This window comes from Synechococcus sp. PROS-9-1, assembly GCF_014279775.1.
Lineage (GTDB): Bacteria > Cyanobacteriota > Cyanobacteriia > PCC-6307 > Cyanobiaceae > Synechococcus_C.
The window spans coordinates 766106-780372 of record NZ_CP047961.1 but is presented as its reverse complement, the minus strand read 5'-3'; the positions used below and the strand labels follow the sequence as shown (position 1 = coordinate 780372).

The 14267-nt window shown below is 53.4% G+C and carries 17 protein-coding genes; 13 read left to right on the top strand and 4 right to left on the bottom strand.

Features of this window, described 5'->3' with window-relative positions:
* Positions 1 to 138 precede the first annotated feature (138 nt).
* Together SynPROS91_RS04145 and SynPROS91_RS04140 are read left to right on the top strand one after the other, a co-directional pair.
* Entirely contained in the window at positions 139 to 1842 is a 1704-nt protein-coding gene (locus SynPROS91_RS04145) for a YdiU family protein (protein ID WP_186519439.1), read from the top strand.
* 111 nt (positions 1843 to 1953) lie between these two features.
* A complete protein-coding gene (locus SynPROS91_RS04140; RefSeq protein WP_255439925.1) occupies positions 1954 to 2232 on the top strand; it encodes a hypothetical protein in 279 nt (92 codons plus the stop codon).
* A gap of 126 nt (positions 2233 to 2358) precedes the next feature.
* Here the strand turns inward: SynPROS91_RS04140 and SynPROS91_RS04135 are convergent, their stop codons facing one another.
* Positions 2359 to 2625 (bottom strand): hypothetical protein, encoded by a 267-nt coding sequence (locus tag SynPROS91_RS04135; RefSeq protein WP_186518647.1) that lies wholly within the window; start codon positions 2623 to 2625, stop codon positions 2359 to 2361.
* 28 nt (positions 2626 to 2653) lie between these two features.
* Entirely contained in the window at positions 2654 to 2794 is a 141-nt protein-coding gene (locus SynPROS91_RS04130; protein ID WP_186518645.1) for a hypothetical protein, read from the bottom strand.
* A 134-nt stretch (positions 2795 to 2928) separates the two neighbouring features.
* Here SynPROS91_RS04130 and SynPROS91_RS04125 point away from each other — a divergent pair, with 134 nt between their 5' ends.
* The 4 genes from SynPROS91_RS04125 (at position 2929) to SynPROS91_RS04110 (ending at position 5714) form a co-directional block, all read left to right on the top strand.
* Positions 2929 to 3147: a hypothetical protein gene (locus SynPROS91_RS04125; protein WP_186518643.1), complete on the top strand. Its 219-nt coding sequence runs from the start codon at positions 2929 to 2931 to the stop codon at positions 3145 to 3147.
* Between the two features lie 768 nt (positions 3148 to 3915).
* On the top strand, positions 3916 to 4284 hold the full coding sequence (locus SynPROS91_RS04120; protein WP_186519435.1) for an AbrB family transcriptional regulator: 369 nt from the start codon (positions 3916 to 3918) through the stop codon (positions 4282 to 4284).
* Between the two features lie 106 nt (positions 4285 to 4390).
* Positions 4391 to 4615 carry a hypothetical protein gene (locus SynPROS91_RS04115; protein WP_186518641.1) on the top strand — a complete coding sequence of 75 codons (225 nt, stop codon included), beginning with the start codon at positions 4391 to 4393 and terminating at the stop codon, positions 4613 to 4615.
* Between the two features lie 358 nt (positions 4616 to 4973).
* Complete coding sequence (locus tag SynPROS91_RS04110) at positions 4974 to 5714, top strand: carbonic anhydrase (protein WP_186518639.1); 741 nt, start codon at positions 4974 to 4976, stop codon at positions 5712 to 5714.
* A 334-nt stretch (positions 5715 to 6048) separates the two neighbouring features.
* Here the strand turns inward: SynPROS91_RS04110 and SynPROS91_RS12070 are convergent, their stop codons facing one another.
* On the bottom strand, positions 6049 to 6351 hold the full coding sequence (locus SynPROS91_RS12070; RefSeq protein WP_255439924.1) for a hypothetical protein: 303 nt from the start codon (positions 6349 to 6351) through the stop codon (positions 6049 to 6051).
* A 335-nt stretch (positions 6352 to 6686) separates the two neighbouring features.
* Here SynPROS91_RS12070 and SynPROS91_RS04105 point away from each other — a divergent pair, with 335 nt between their 5' ends.
* From SynPROS91_RS04105 to SynPROS91_RS04075, 7 genes are all read left to right on the top strand, one after another.
* Positions 6687 to 7262 carry a 5-formyltetrahydrofolate cyclo-ligase gene (locus SynPROS91_RS04105; protein WP_186518637.1) on the top strand — a complete coding sequence of 192 codons (576 nt, stop codon included), beginning with the start codon at positions 6687 to 6689 and terminating at the stop codon, positions 7260 to 7262.
* A 42-nt stretch (positions 7263 to 7304) separates the two neighbouring features.
* Positions 7305 to 7781, top strand: coding sequence for a hypothetical protein (locus SynPROS91_RS04100; protein ID WP_186518635.1), 477 nt, complete (start codon positions 7305 to 7307; stop codon positions 7779 to 7781).
* Positions 7782 to 7789: 8 nt separating this feature from the next.
* The gene (locus SynPROS91_RS04095) at positions 7790 to 8251 is read left to right on the top strand and encodes a SufE family protein (RefSeq protein ID WP_186518633.1); all 462 of its coding nucleotides are present in this window, start codon (positions 7790 to 7792) and stop codon (positions 8249 to 8251) included.
* A 36-nt stretch (positions 8252 to 8287) separates the two neighbouring features.
* Positions 8288 to 9604: a homoserine dehydrogenase gene (locus SynPROS91_RS04090; protein WP_186518631.1), complete on the top strand. Its 1317-nt coding sequence runs from the start codon at positions 8288 to 8290 to the stop codon at positions 9602 to 9604.
* 175 nt (positions 9605 to 9779) lie between these two features.
* Positions 9780 to 9962: a hypothetical protein gene (locus SynPROS91_RS04085; RefSeq protein WP_370586783.1), complete on the top strand. Its 183-nt coding sequence runs from the start codon at positions 9780 to 9782 to the stop codon at positions 9960 to 9962.
* A gap of 26 nt (positions 9963 to 9988) precedes the next feature.
* A complete protein-coding gene (locus tag SynPROS91_RS04080) occupies positions 9989 to 11599 on the top strand; it encodes an ABC transporter substrate-binding protein (RefSeq protein ID WP_186518627.1) in 1611 nt (536 codons plus the stop codon).
* Positions 11599 to 12618 (top strand): ABC transporter permease, encoded by a 1020-nt coding sequence (locus SynPROS91_RS04075; RefSeq protein WP_186518626.1) that lies wholly within the window; start codon positions 11599 to 11601, stop codon positions 12616 to 12618. Before SynPROS91_RS04080 ends, SynPROS91_RS04075 begins: the two co-directional genes overlap by 1 nt.
* Here the strand turns inward: SynPROS91_RS04075 and SynPROS91_RS04070 are convergent.
* Complete coding sequence (locus tag SynPROS91_RS04070; protein WP_370586793.1) at positions 12612 to 14219, bottom strand: alpha/beta hydrolase; 1608 nt, start codon at positions 14217 to 14219, stop codon at positions 12612 to 12614. The genes SynPROS91_RS04075 and SynPROS91_RS04070 overlap by 7 nt on opposite strands.
* Between the last annotated feature and the right edge of the window lie 48 nt (positions 14220 to 14267).

Here is a 14267-nt window from a genome sequence, read left to right as displayed (position 1 = left end):
GCAGGCCTTTTATCTTTTGAATTATACTCACCGATCACATCTAAATCAATAGATAAGAAAAATTTTAGGGCGGCGAGATGACGATAGGAAATGCAACTAGGTATGATGGTGTGGAGAGCACAAGGACTGGCAACAAGAATGTCACATTCATCAAAGTCCAGTTCAGAAGAATCTCTAGCCACGTTTAACAATTTCATACAACTTGCAAATTATTCGTTATTAGATAATCTCCATCCTGATCCTGAATCAACAGAAGATGGGCAAGATCATCGCCCTCGCCAGGTCCGCTCAGGTCATTTTGTTCCTGTCACTCCGAAGCCCCTGGGACAGCCCATCTATGTAAGCCATAGCGAAACATTTTTCTCCGAACTTGGCTTGGATCAAGATCTAGCCTTCAACGAAGAATTTAAGAAACTTTTCTCGGGTGATCTCTCTGAAACTCGAGATCCGATGCGCCCTTTTGGCTGGGCTACAGGCTATGCATTATCTATTTACGGGACTGAATATAATCAACAGTGTCCATTTGGAAATGGAAATGGTTATGGGGATGGCCGAGCAATTTCAGTGTTTGAGGGGATCATTAAAGGTCAGCGTTGGGAGATGCAATTAAAAGGTGGAGGCCCCACTCCTTACTGCCGGGGTGCTGATGGCCGCGCAGTTCTGCGCTCAAGCGTGAGAGAGTTTCTGGCACAAGAATTGATGCATGCCCTTGGAGTCCCTACGTCGCGTTCTTTGACACTCTATGTATCACAAACAGAGACAGTTAGGCGGCCTTGGTATTCAGAAAACTCCAACTCTTCTGATCCCGATATTTTAGTGGAGGATCCGGTTGCCATTTCAACCCGTGTAGCACCTTCCTTTATACGCGTTGGTCAACTGGAATTATTTGCTCGACGTGCTCGAAACAGTGACCATCCAGACGTGTTAAAGGAGTTACGCATGATCGTGTTGCATTTAATTGATCGAGAATACAAATCCGAAATAGACCAGACTTTAGATTTTTCCGCTCAATTAATTCAATTGGCAATACTGTATCGAGGACGCCTCACTTCCTTGATTGCGCATTGGCTACGCATTGGTTACTGCCAAGGCAATTTTAATAGTGACAACTGTGCAGCTGGTGGTTTTACGCTGGACTATGGACCCTTCGGTTTTTGTGAGGTCTTTGACCCCCAATACCAGCCTTGGATTGGGGGTGGCGAACACTTTTCATTCTTTAATCAGCCTGTCGCAGCAGAAGCCAATTTTTATATGTTTTGGAAAGCCATAAGACTGCTTGTCACAGATGATGCTCTGGCATTAGAACAAGTAGACCAAGCCTGTGCTGACTTTAAAAAAGAAATCAACACCACCATTCAACGGATGTGGGCAGAGAAGCTTGGCCTAACTGACTACAACGATGAAGTGGTCCAGGAGTTATTCCAACTGATGGTGCAGACAAAAGTTGATTTTACAATTTTCTTCCGCGAGCTTTGCCAGATTCCAAATGATCTATCTAATTTAAAAATAAGCTTTTATTCATCGATCTCTCCACAAGTGGAAGAGAAATGGCAAACCTGGATCCAACACTGGAACGAGCTGATACAGAGCATTGGGGATCCAGCCGAGATCGCGGAAAAGATGAAGCGAGTTAATCCGAAATACACTTGGCGCGAGTGGCTCATCGCTCCTGCGTACCAACAAGCCAAGCAAGGCGACTATGCGCTAATCAAAGAGCAGCAGGAGGTCTTTAGCCATCCCTACGAGGAGCAATCAAAAGCAATCGAAGAGAAATACTATCGTCTAAAACCTGATCAGTACTTCAATGCAGGAGGTATATCCCATTACAGCTGCTCATCATAGTTTTTAGCTCACTTCATCGATATAGGTGTACGCACTGCCGAACGATCTAGCTAGCAAGCGACCAATTAAAACATCAATTGAACAGCAATGAACCCATCTGATCAACGATTAGTGCCAACAGAAGCAAGAATCGAGTCAATACAACACGCGCTCAATCAACTTCTTAATGAGATTTCTCCGGCTTTGAGCAAGAAAAGTGAATCTATGGCCGCAGATCCAATTGGGCGAATTGATCACTGTATCAATTTGATCAAAACAGAAGCATCCTTGGCAGTATCCTTAATCGCAGATTGTGTCCCCCAGGGACGTCCAATGCTGGCGGAGGCACAACAAACACTCAAAAGCCTAGAAAGCCTGCAATTACTAGGACAATCAGCCATAAAAGAGTGATTTGATCGTAAATAAACCCACCACCATTCTCGCCTCGATCGGGAATAGTTTGTTTTATTCAGTTGGCATGGATGGATGGCAAGCCGTAAACGGGAGATCCAAACGACCTGGACATTTGAAAAATGATCATTGAGGCTCAGTGGGATACAGCTTCCACTCCGCATCATCTGGAACAGAGGGAGGTGATAGCAGATCAGCAGGCTCCGCGAAAACCACCCTCCACTCCGGGACCCTGCACGGCACATAATCGTGATGCTCAATCCTCACACCTCCAATCACGGAAGGAGCTCCGTACCAGCCCCCCTTCCAACATCCCTCCGTCTTGAGAGGATCGCCCTTGAACCAAACCCAGCAACGGGCATTGGGTTGTGTCGTGGATTTTGGTGCAGGCATTCACTGACCAGCGGAACTCAGGTTCTAATCAAATCTCGAGACAGAAACCATCGATGACCTGAAACAACAGGGGAGAGCCTGCGCCCCTGACTGCAATTGCAAACAATCGGAGGGCCCAGCGACCCACTCGGCCGAATGGCTGCTCGATTAAATTCCGAGAATCACGCATCGCTCTCCCCCAGGAGCGAGCTCAACATTGATTCACAGCCTTACAGCCTTGCAGCCAAGACTTTGACCTGAGAAACCACTGCAAAGACAGGGCTAGATATCAAACTAAGGCTGGGTTGAGGGGCTTGATCACCCGTGAGCGATCAAGCGACGCCTGTTGAAGCAAAACTGGCCTACCCCAACAACCTCGTCATGCGGTCACCATCCAGCACTGACGTGATTTGCGATCTATATCACAAAAAGGGCAGTAAAAAGCGAGTTATTGCCCAAAAATGTGTCAAAACCCCGTGCAAGCTTGATGGCAGGCGATGTGATCAAGCTGCACAGGCCGCTCACTCAGATTTTGAATACTGAAACAGCACGCAGAGGAAAGCGCTGCAATCTTGAAATCCACTCACTGAGTAAAAATCGATAGCGATTGATTGCTGTCGTGCAGCGTTAGAGCTAAGAAGCACGATCTCATCAAGCTTTTTAGTCAATGCATCATGCGATAGCACAAACCTCAGCGCATCGATATTGACTTCAGAGCGAGCAGAGCCTGACTTAGTGCTGCACTGTCTTTACCGTTGCGATACGCAAGCAATGATCAACGGATTCGCGAGGCCTGCCTAATCCATTGACTTGAACTGACCTGGTGAGCTGCATCCTGATGCTGAATTGATCTCCGGAGATCAAGCTGCTGCGGAGAGGTTGGTAACAACAGCCGCTCAACTGAGCACAACCGAGGCAACCACCAAATTGACAACCTTCTTAGTAGTCAAGGCAAACCGAAACCATTCGTCGCGCTTGTTTATCCCATTGATGTTCGGCACAAGGAACGACCACATCAGCCCCACACCATGAGGATGTAAGCCACCGGGCTGGATCAAGCCGCAAATGAGCCCGGTATCAAAATCAAGATCTTCATCTGACCCTGCTCTGGGGAGAGAGCATTATCCCCAAAACCGCAAAAGCACTGCGGCAACTTATAAAAGTGGGTCGGAGCATCCCTCATGATGAAGAACTATTGAATCGGAATCGTTTTCGGCCAGAGAAAGAGGCAAGAGGAAAAACAACTGATATGGGCAAATAGTTGACTAGTAGGCATGGAGTTTGTTAGTAATAGTGAAACGCAATTTTCAAATGCTTACCGGTTCTGACCTGCTCGCCAAGGTAAAAGACCTAGGCGATGTATCCAAGACTGATCTCGCCACAGCTTGTGGCTACGTCTCTAAAAAGAAAGACGGCAGTGACCGGGTCAATTTCACCGCCTTTTATGAGGCTCTCCTCAATGCCAAAGGCATTGACCTCGGTGGCGGAAGTGCTGGCGTTGGTAAAGGCGGACGCAAGCTTTCTTACGTTGCAACAGTTCAAGGCAACGGAAATCTTCTGATCGGCAAGGCTTACACCGCCATGCTCGATCTCCAAGTTGGTGACGAATTCACCATCAAGCTTGGCAAAAAAGCCATTCGCTTGATTCCTGTGGGTTCTGAGGAAGAAGGCGACGATTGAGTCCTTCTCCTAACGATTGAGTTAAGCCCCGCCACCAGCGGGGTTTTTTATTGCCCAGCACTGAAGTGATCAGCCGAGTAGAACGTCAAGATGACGTGACGGTGCAATGACCAGGGTCGAAGAAACTGCGATCAACCTCACCGTGCAGTGGCTCCAAAACAATGGATACGAGAGCGCCGATGACTATTTGCAGACCGGCGGAAATCTCGTGCGGCTCGCAGAAGATCTCTATCACAAGGAAACACATGGGGATCTGCAATGTTTATGGGGTGATCGAAAACGACGCGATGGATTTGCTGGTTCGCTGTATCTCGCCGCAGAATCGATCTAAAAGCCCCCTACATCTATGAGCGCGCCAGCGCGCGGAATCGATGAGATAAAAACCAGTGAACAGAAGGAGTAAAGATCCAAATCGGTTCTCATTATGAAGAGATTGAAAAAGGGATCGCTCACGCTGATAGGTGGCATCGGTCGATCTAGAGAAGGTCCTAAGGCTCACAAATGGGCTGTAAACATCACCATGCAAGCCAACCTGACTGAAATCAATGCCGCTAACAGCTTGGAATTAGTGTGTTCACAGCACTTCAAAACCTGTGATTGGCTGGAAAGCCCTGTCTAAACTTTGCAAATCATCCTCACTGGGTCTTGATCCGCACCCTGGGAATTGAGTATCACAACAAGCAGGTTTCGTGACCCTCAATCGACGCTCTTTTCTGTTTCGTGGTGGGCTCAATGCTTTTGGTCTCGCGGCTGCGATGCAGTTGATCAAGCCGGCTAGGGCCGAAGCAGCGTTTCTAGAGCCGAAGGAATCCGCTCGATCCTGCCGGCCAGACGATTCACTCACGGCCCTGATCGCTGGAAATGCGCGGTTTGCGGCAGCTTGGCAAGCGAAGAACAAGGCAACGAGTTTGAACGAACGGGCACAAGTGATGTCGAACCTTTGGTTAGACAATTGCTTCCTTCCTGCAAGCGTTCTGGAAGCGTCTCAATCTCCTTGGGCTTCCATCATCAGCTGTGCTGACTCCAGAGTTGCTCCGGAATGGATCTTTGATGCTGCTGCCGGTGATTTGTTTGTCGTTCGCAGCGCAGGCAACACTCCTTTTGACGAGGGAATTGCCTCTCTCGAGTTTGGCGTTGCGGTCTTAAAAACGCCCTTGATCTTGGTATTGGGCCACAGCAATTGTGGCGCTGTTCAAGCCGCTCGAGCGAGTAAAACACTCACGCCACTATTCGATCAGTTGATCAAGCCGATTCGAGCCAACTTGGTACCAGGAGACAGCTTGGAGAACGCCATCAAGAACAATGCCAATGCAACGGCTCAACAGCTCACAACACGCAGCGATGTATTGGCCAACGCAGTTCAATCTGGAGATCTTCAAATCGTGGTCGGGTATTTCGACGTTGCCTCAGGCAAGGTCTCCATCGTCTGAGTTTGCGTTTGCGATGACTTCTGGTGCATCAGCTCTTTCAGAGCATCCTCTTCATTCAATTCCATGAGCAAACCCATGAAGTCGGTAGGAACGTTGATTCACCCCTCCAAATCAAAGGAATAGACTGACTTTAGGGGGAACAAGCAAGGCCGATGAGAGACAGTCAAGTCATCTGTTAACTGGCAAAGAACTCTTTGCTGGAACCTGTAAATCGATCCTCACAAGGGCGTCGTGAACAGAGACCAAGGCAACAACTTGGTGACCTGGTTTACATCTGATCGAAATGCCAAACCACCCAGGCTGGGATCAAGAATGGACGTGCAAGCTGCTCTAATTATTGAGCCCAATGGACTGCGCATTGGAACCGATAGTTGAATGCACCAACACCAATTTCTTTGCAGGTGGTATCCACAACTGTTGCCCCCTTGGGGACACTCCGCATCGCTTGAGCCGTAGCCATCTGTTGACTAGCACCTTGGGCGGTCGATGCGCCCTTCTCAGCTGCAGCCATAGGCAAGGCCAGCAGCAGAGATGCACAAAAGGAAACGGCTTTCATCATTACAACGCAACGTGTTATCCAGGTTTTAGACAAGAAGGAGGCACAGCAGGAAAGATCACCATGCAGCTCAACGATCAAATCTTCAAGACCGCAGTTCTTCAGCGCTTTCTTTCAATCTCCCAAGTTTGAAGATGCTTGTTTGCATAAGCATTGAGCTGCTTCAGCCAAGTTTTCAGCTTGTTCATCAGTCCTCATCTTTGTGATATCGCGAAGTTACCTCAGCCGTGACCCTCTCGAACCCAGAAAACAGCCAGACCCTCATCGCTCTCACAACGTGCTTGCAAAGTGGTGGCCAAGGTCATTGGTTTAAAGCTCAACCCCAAACCATTTGCAGCAATGGCTCGATACTCCACTCAACACAGCAACAGACCACTGCATCGCGCTCTGCGCAGCAAGCTGATGAATAGAAGCGCATGAATAAAAAGGCTCTGAGGTCTGAATACCGCCGCCTGCGCCAAGCGCTGATGCCAAGGCTGAATGCTTCCCTGGTTGAGAGCGTGCTCGCCCATCTGAACGCCCAGGATCCTCCTCACCGCCATGGAGCGATCGGAATCACCTGGCCCCTTCCTGGGGAACCCGATTTACGCCTGCTGGCCGAACTGCAGCCTGCACCCCTGGCCCTGCCTGCAACGGCAGCGGATTACAGCGTGACCTATCACTCGTGGCGAGAGGCCCCATCGCCAACAGAGCTTCGCGGTGATGCCTTTTCCATACCTGCCCCACTCTCATCACCAGCGTTAAAGCCCACCGAGCTAGCTCTCTTGCTCATCCCAGCCCTTGCGGTCGATCGCAACGGCATGCGCCTGGGCTATGGAGGCGGCTGCTATGACCGCTTGCTCAGTCAACCGGGATGGTCAACGCTGCCGACGTTTGCCGTCCTACCAGAGGCGTGCGTCCATGCCACCTTGCTACCGGCAGAACCCTGGGATCAGCCCTTGGATGGATGGATCACCGAGCAAGGCTGCAGCTTGCGCAGGGCTAGCCAGTAGGGCGGATATTCTGCAAGATGAAAATCTTCTAAGCCTGCTGCCATGTCCGTGTTTTCACGCCGCCTGCTGGTCACCTGCACTGCTTTGGGTGTGGGATTCATGGCAGGCCAGCCGGCCCAGGCCCATGGAATCGAAAGCTCACTGCGTTATCTCGATGGCCAATTAGAGCTCAGTAGCAGCTTCTCTACAGGGGCGCCAGTGGAAGGTGCCGCTGTGCGCCTGATCAACGCCGATGGAACCCCTGGAGATGAACTCGGTGAGATCGGAGCCAATGGACAACTGGTCTTGACACTTCCGGACCTGGTTGAAGGCGTCTTGGATTTGCAAGTGGATGGTGGCCCCGGACATCGCGACTATTTGGAACTACCGATTCGACAGGGAAGTGTCTTGCTAGACGAGGTGGTGCAAACGCAAAACCAATCCACAGCGCTACCGCATTTGGCCTGGCTGGGGGCCCCTGCCCTACTCGGACTTGTCAGCCTGATGGGTAAGGTGCGCCAACCCAGCCTGAATCGCTGAATCCGTCCATGGCAGAACCCCGCTGCTCTTCAAGCCAATACGGAAGCGAGGAGCTAGACCGCCTGGCAGATCGACTTAGCGGCACGCCAGACCCACGCAAGCGTTACGAGTACGTGCTCTGGCTGGCCAAAAAGCTCCCGTCCATGCCGGCAGAGCTGCAAACCGAAGACCGCAAGGTTCAAGGTTGCGTGTCTCAAGTATTTATTCATGCCGCTCTCCAGGACAACCGCGTGTGCTGGACAGGAGAGTCCGATGCCTTGATCACCAAAGGGCTGCTCGCCCTATTGATCAAAGGGATGAGTGATCTCACCCCTGATCAAGTCCTAGCCGTCAATCCTGCCTTCATTGCCGCGACTGGCCTGCAAGCAAGCCTGACTCCCTCGAGGGCCAACGGCTTTTTGAACATTTTGCGGGCGATGCAATCCCAGGCTCTTGCCCTTAAAAACACCAATGAGGCTGTGGATCCATAGAGTCTGTTTATTAGCGACGCAAACGGAACCTGACCAATGTCCACCCGGATCGGAATCGGCCTTCTCGGTCTCGGCACAGTGGGTGCCGGAGTGGCAAGCATTCTCCAGACACCAGAGGGGAGACATCCTCTGATCGCTGATCTGGATCTGGTACGTGTGGCGGTAAGAGATCGAAACCGCTCACGGCCCATTGCTCTAGACGAAAGCATCCTCACCACATCCCCTGAAGCCGTCGTCGACGACCCAGCTGTGGACGTTGTGGTGGAGGTGATGGGAGGCATCGAACCAGCTCGCACCCTGATCATGCGCGCGATTTCTGCTGGCAAGTCGGTTGTGACCGCCAACAAATCGGTGATCGCCAGACATGGCGAAGAGATTGCCTCAGCAGCTGCGGCCGCTGGTGTTTACGTGCTGATTGAAGCCGCCGTTGGCGGCGGGATTCCAATCATTGAGCCGCTCAAGCAATCGCTCGGCAGCAACCGCATTCAGCGCGTGAGCGGAATCATCAATGGCACCACGAATTACATCTTGAGTCGGATGGCCGAGGAGGGTGCGGATTACAACGCTGTCCTTCGCGACGCCCAGGATCTGGGTTACGCGGAAGCGGACCCAGCCGCAGATGTTGAGGGATTTGATGCCGCCGACAAAATCGCCATCCTGTCCGGATTGGCCTTCGGGGGACCCATTGATCGCAATGGCATCTACACGGCAGGCATCAGCACGCTGCAAAGCAGAGACGTGGATTACGCCACCCAGTTGGGCTACGGCGTGAAGCTGCTCGCCGTAGCCGAAAGCATGGAGCCCGACCCCAGCCATCCCACCTCCCTACCTCTGGCGGTCAGCGTTCAACCCACCCTGGTCCCCAATGACCATCCCCTCGCCGGAGTGAATGGGGTGAACAACGCAATTTTGGTTGAGGGGGATCCGATCGGAAGGGTGATGTTTTACGGACCTGGCGCTGGCTCAGGACCCACTGCTTCGGCCGTGGTTGCCGACATCCTCAACATTGCTGGCATTCGCCAACTCAAACCAGCAGACGGAAACCTCGACCCCCTGCTCGCAGCCTCCAGCTGGCGCGCCTGCCACCTGGCCAACAAGGAGCAAACCAGCCAACGAAACTACTTGCGTTTCAAAACAGAGAATGCACCAGGCGTGATCGGCCGCATTGGCAGCTGCTTCGGCGACCACAACGTCTCCATTCAATCGATCGTTCAGCTTGAAGCCGGTGATGCGGGAGCTGAAATCGTTGTGATCACGCACGTTGTTGGAAATGGGCAAATGAGTGCAGCGCTCAAAGCCATTCATGCACTTCCAGGAGTTTTAAGCCTGGATGCCCATCTCGGCTGTCTTTGAGCAGGTTCACATCACCAACCTTCCCCTGGCGGCCAAGCACCAAGATGAGGCAGAGTTGTAAGAACTATTACAGAGCAAATTTGCATTTGCAGATCTGTGCTCTCAACCGTTCATGTCGAACGAACGAACACTGGCCTTCGGATCACACTGCGATCAGCAGAGTTCCCGGTCTGTCATGACGCTTCATCAAGGTGATTGCATCAAGCTCCGCTCAGGAGAAGGTCCGTTTCAAGTCATCGGGATTGATGACGACCATGACCGTTGTTGGATTCGCCAATGGCCCCTGGATTCCCATGGTTGCCCTGTGTTTGAAGTCGCGCTTGAACAGATCTCCAGCCCTAAAGGAGAGATCGACTAAGGACGACAGGGCCCTTAGGACGTTGAATGGCAGTTGATATCAACAATCGCTGCGTGACTGATCGCCGTCGCTCTCGCCTTCAGGCCAGCGTGTTGATCGGATTGGCCCTTGCGTTCAGCCAAAGCGCCTGCCAACCCAAACGCCAGAGCGAGCGACTCACGGTGGCCAGCGCCGGTCGCATCTCCTCCCTTGATCCAGCACTGGCAAGCACGACAGGGGTCTTGCAAGTCTTGAGTGCCCTCGGCGACACGCTCTACATCCGAGGCACCAACGGAAAGCTTCAGCCCCAATTGGCCGCATCCAAGCCTGAGCTCAGTGATGACGGTCTCAGCTTGACCATCCCTTTGCGCCGCGATGTGCTGTTCCACGACGGCACTCGCTTCGACGCAAAAGCAATGGCCTTCAGCTTGAAGCGCTTCCTACGCATCGGCTCCCAGCGCTATTTGCTGAACGATCGGATTGCGGCAATTGAAACGCCCACGCGCTTTGAACTGCGCCTGCGCCTCAAGCAGCCCTCCAGCTCGATCGAGAGCCTGTTGACCTCCCCTTATCTCACCCCCGTATCCCCAAAGGCCTACGCCGACTATGCCGATCGTTTCCTGAATGATCGATTTGTAGGAACGGGGCCCTACACCCTCAACAGCTTTCGCAATACCCAGCAAAGGCTTCTCCCCTTCCGCAACTACTGGGGAGCAGCTCCAAACAATGTTGGGCTCGACCTCATCAATCTCAGCAATTCCACAGCACTGTTTGGAGCCCTCGTCAGCGGCGAGGTGGATGTGTTGCTGTCGAACTCCATCGATGAAGATCAGAAACGGGCCTTGAGCGAACGGGCTAACAAGACCCTGCTCCACGAGAGCAAAGGTCCGGCCATGAACATCACGTTTGTGACCCTGCGCACCAACAGCCCGCCGATGCAACGTCACACCGTGCGACGGGCCCTCGCCCACAGCCTGGATCGCCGGTTGATCAGCGCCCGCGTTAGCTACACCCAAAGAGAGCCATTGCGCTCCCTCATTCCCCCAAGTTTGCGGGGAGGCAAAACCGAGCCCTGGCCGACCTACAACCTTGCAACAGCCCGCAAGTTGTTTGAACAAGCTGGCTACTGCTCAGGCCGTCGGCTGCAAGTGCCATTCACATTTCGCACCAACGTTCCCTCCGATCGTTTGATGGCCCTCACCTGGCAAGCTCAGCTGAAGCGAGATCTGCCCAACTGCGTCCAAATGACCCTCAACGGAGTGGAGTCGACCACGGTCTACAAACAGCTCAGCGAAGGATCATTCGAAGCGGTGATTCTTGATTGGAGTGGCTCCTACCCAGATCCTGAGGCCTACATCTCCCCCTTGCTCAGTTGCAAGCGCTCAGAAGGGAATGTTTGTGAGGCGGGTGAAGCCGTGGATGGCGGTACGTTCTGGACCGAACCAGGGCTCCAAGACGCCTTGCGCCGTAGCGACAGTCTTCAGGGCAAGGCACGTCTACAAGAGCTAGCAAGCGTGGATGCAATGGCAGCACAAGGAGTTCCTTACATCCCGGTCTGGTTTGTGGCTCCAAAAGCCTGGGCCCAGCTTCGTTTGAACCCTCCCACCTTTAACGGCAGCGGACTGGTGAATCTGGCCCAACTCGGTGAGCGACGCTGATGGCAAGAGGAAGGGAGCTGTTTCGCTACTGCGCAACGCGCCTCGCGCTAGCTCCGCTCATGCTTTGGCTGATCGCCAGCCTGGTGTTTCTGCTTCTCCGTGTCGCTCCAGGGGACCCGGTGGATGCCGTTCTTGGCAGCAGGGCCCCAGAGGCAGCTAAAGCCGCTCTAAGGAGCAGCCTGGGTCTCGATCAATCGCTCTGGAATCAATATTTAGATTTTCTCAGCGGACTGGTTCACGGAGATTTAGGCGTTGCCCTGATTAATAACGAGCCGGTCCGTTCGATCATCAGTAAAACGCTCCCGGCAAGCCTGGAGCTAGGGATCACCGCCTTAATTATCTCGGCCGTTCTGGGCTTGGCCGTGGGATTTAGCGGGATTGCCCGACCCGAGGGAAAGTTTGATCTCGCCGGCCGCTTCTATGGAATTGGAACCTATGCATTACCCCCCTTTTGGGCGGCCATGCTGATCCAACTCGTGTTTGCGGTCATGCTTGGCTGGCTGCCCGTTGGCGGCAGATTCCCTCCCAGCTTGATTCCCCCAGAGGGCAGCGGCTTCCTGATCTTTGACAGCATGATCAGCGGCAATTGGTCTGCCCTTCAAGGAACCATTCGACACCTCGTGCTGCCGGCAGGCACCTTGGGGCTCCTCCTAAGTGGAGTGTTCACCAACGCGCTCCGTCTCAATCTGAACCGCACCCTGAAGTCGGATTATGTGGAATCGGCGAGAAGCCGTGGACTGAGTGAAACCCAAGTTGTACTGCGCCATGCCCTGCCCAATGCTCTGCTGCCCGTGCTCACGATTGCAGGGATCACGGTGGCATCACTGATCGGTGGAGCACTGCTCATTGAAGTGACCTTCTCCTGGCCAGGCATTGCCATGCGCCTTCAAGAAAGCATCAACCAACGCGACTATCCGGTTGTCCAAGGCATCGTTGTGGCCATTGCCGCCCTTGTTGTGATGGTGAGCGTGGCGGTTGATCTCTTGGTCGCCGTGCTCGATCCGCGCATCCGTTATTGAGCCACGAGGGCTTGCGCCGCGTCTCGATCGAGCCGATGAAGGTGAAGCTCTCCAAGCTTCAAATGCAGCGTCTTGGCAGGAGTTTGATGCTCAGCTTTGCTCTGTTCTTGTTCCACTAAAAACTGCACCACCTCCTGCTCTAAGAGCGCTTGCACCTGGAGCGGCTGAACACCCACGAGCTCTTCACCCAGCTGGAAGAGATCCTCACCGCGTCCACCTTGCCTCTGCCCCTCAACGCGCACGGGGGAAAAATGACTCGCCCCCTCAACAAGCACCACGCGGCTAGAAGGATCGGCAGGCATTGCCAACAACAAACCCAACTGTTCGCTGAGCGGCGGCGTGATCAGATCAAGGGTGCCGCCAGTGAACAACACAGGAACTTTGACGGTCTTTGAAAGAGAGCCAGCAGGCCAGAGCAGGCTGCCAAAACTGTTGAAGCCAATCACAGCCGACAAACCCTTGGGTGCGACTTGCTTTGGCAACGAAACATCGACCAACTGACACTGCAACAAGCGCGACAAATTGCTGAGCGGTAAATCACCCAAAACCGAAGAGCAACGCCGCGCAAGACCTGGAGCCGGCCGTGCACCTGTGGATAGCAACGCACTGAAGGCACCCAGGGAGTGGCCAGCCAGGACCAAGCGTTGACCCGGCACTTGAAACACTTCCTGATCACGGGCCTTAAGCAGGGCATCAAGATCCTTCAGCCGAGCGGGAAGCACTTCCACACCGGGAGGGGGGAGACGCCCCTCCAATAGCGCTTGGACCGCTACGTCATCGCTGCCCGGGTGCTCTAGAACCAAGACGGCCCAACCGCGACGACTCAGGCCGCGGCCAAGCCAGCGAAAATGATCTGGGCTACCGCCTAATCCAGGCATCAGCACCATCCATTGCTCTCGTTTTGGGGACCCCTCCCCAGGCAACCAGAGCTGAAACCCCAATGGCTCCTCGCGATGGCTGACCGCTAAGGAGATCAAGTGCGGTTCCAACAATGAGCCCGAGTCTTGAGGGGAGACAGCGGCACGATCAGCAGCTGAGGCCGTCACGGGGAAACGATCCAAACTGCGCACCAAATTTTGTTGGCGCTCCAGTTGCATCCGCCAACTGGATGCCAGCTCGAGCAAGAGATCGAGATCAAGACGAACGCTGTCCGCAGGTAAAGCCTCAAGCAAATCCAAGCTCGAGACCTGCTGCTGTCGGCTTAGAAGGTCGTTAATCGTTTGACGAACGATGACCCCCTCCTTGTCATTGTCGACCCGAACTAAATCGGCAAATTGATCAAACAATTGCCGGCCAGCCCAGCTATTCATCAGCTGGCGCGCCATGCTGCGATCAAGGACCACTGGAGCCTGAAGCAGCTCCAAAACCCCTGCACGACTATCTGGCGCTAACAACGAGAACCAAGTACTGAGCTCGGAGCGGTGACGTCCATCAGACCGCGCCCATAGCGCCAAATCACCAATCGAAAATGGAATAACCGTGCCATCGATCTGCACTTCCAGCTGAGAAGCAGCCCACAACGGACGCGGTGAGACGCCTAAAAACAGCAGACTGCACACGCATCCTGCAGCTATTCGCAGTCCTGTTGAGCGTCTTCGCAAGGCCAAGACCAGTCCACTGGTGGAACCAGTTTCCCGCACCTTTGCAAG

Excerpts from the sequence above, each read along its gene's own strand:
- SynPROS91_RS04100 (WP_186518635.1), top strand. The coding sequence starts at position 7,305 with ATGTCCGTGTTTTCACGCCGCCTGCTGGTCACCTGCACTGCTTTGGGT.
- SynPROS91_RS04115 (WP_186518641.1), top strand. The coding sequence starts at position 4,391 with ATGACCAGGGTCGAAGAAACTGCGATCAACCTCACCGTGCAGTGGCTC.
- SynPROS91_RS04095 (WP_186518633.1), top strand. The coding sequence starts at position 7,790 with ATGGCAGAACCCCGCTGCTCTTCAAGCCAATACGGAAGCGAGGAGCTA.
- SynPROS91_RS04080 (WP_186518627.1), top strand. The coding sequence starts at position 9,989 with ATGGCAGTTGATATCAACAATCGCTGCGTGACTGATCGCCGTCGCTCT.
- SynPROS91_RS04130 (WP_186518645.1), bottom strand. The coding sequence starts at position 2,794 with ATGCGTGATTCTCGGAATTTAATCGAGCAGCCATTCGGCCGAGTGGGT.
- SynPROS91_RS04145 (WP_186519439.1), top strand. The coding sequence starts at position 139 with ATGTCACATTCATCAAAGTCCAGTTCAGAAGAATCTCTAGCCACGTTT.
- SynPROS91_RS04135 (WP_186518647.1), bottom strand. The coding sequence starts at position 2,625 with ATGCCTGCACCAAAATCCACGACACAACCCAATGCCCGTTGCTGGGTT.
- SynPROS91_RS04085 (WP_370586783.1), top strand. The coding sequence starts at position 9,780 with ATGACGCTTCATCAAGGTGATTGCATCAAGCTCCGCTCAGGAGAAGGT.
- SynPROS91_RS04090 (WP_186518631.1), top strand. The coding sequence starts at position 8,288 with ATGTCCACCCGGATCGGAATCGGCCTTCTCGGTCTCGGCACAGTGGGT.
- SynPROS91_RS04075 (WP_186518626.1), top strand. The coding sequence starts at position 11,599 with ATGGCAAGAGGAAGGGAGCTGTTTCGCTACTGCGCAACGCGCCTCGCG.
- SynPROS91_RS04120 (WP_186519435.1), top strand. The coding sequence starts at position 3,916 with ATGCTTACCGGTTCTGACCTGCTCGCCAAGGTAAAAGACCTAGGCGAT.
- SynPROS91_RS04105 (WP_186518637.1), top strand. The coding sequence starts at position 6,687 with ATGAATAAAAAGGCTCTGAGGTCTGAATACCGCCGCCTGCGCCAAGCG.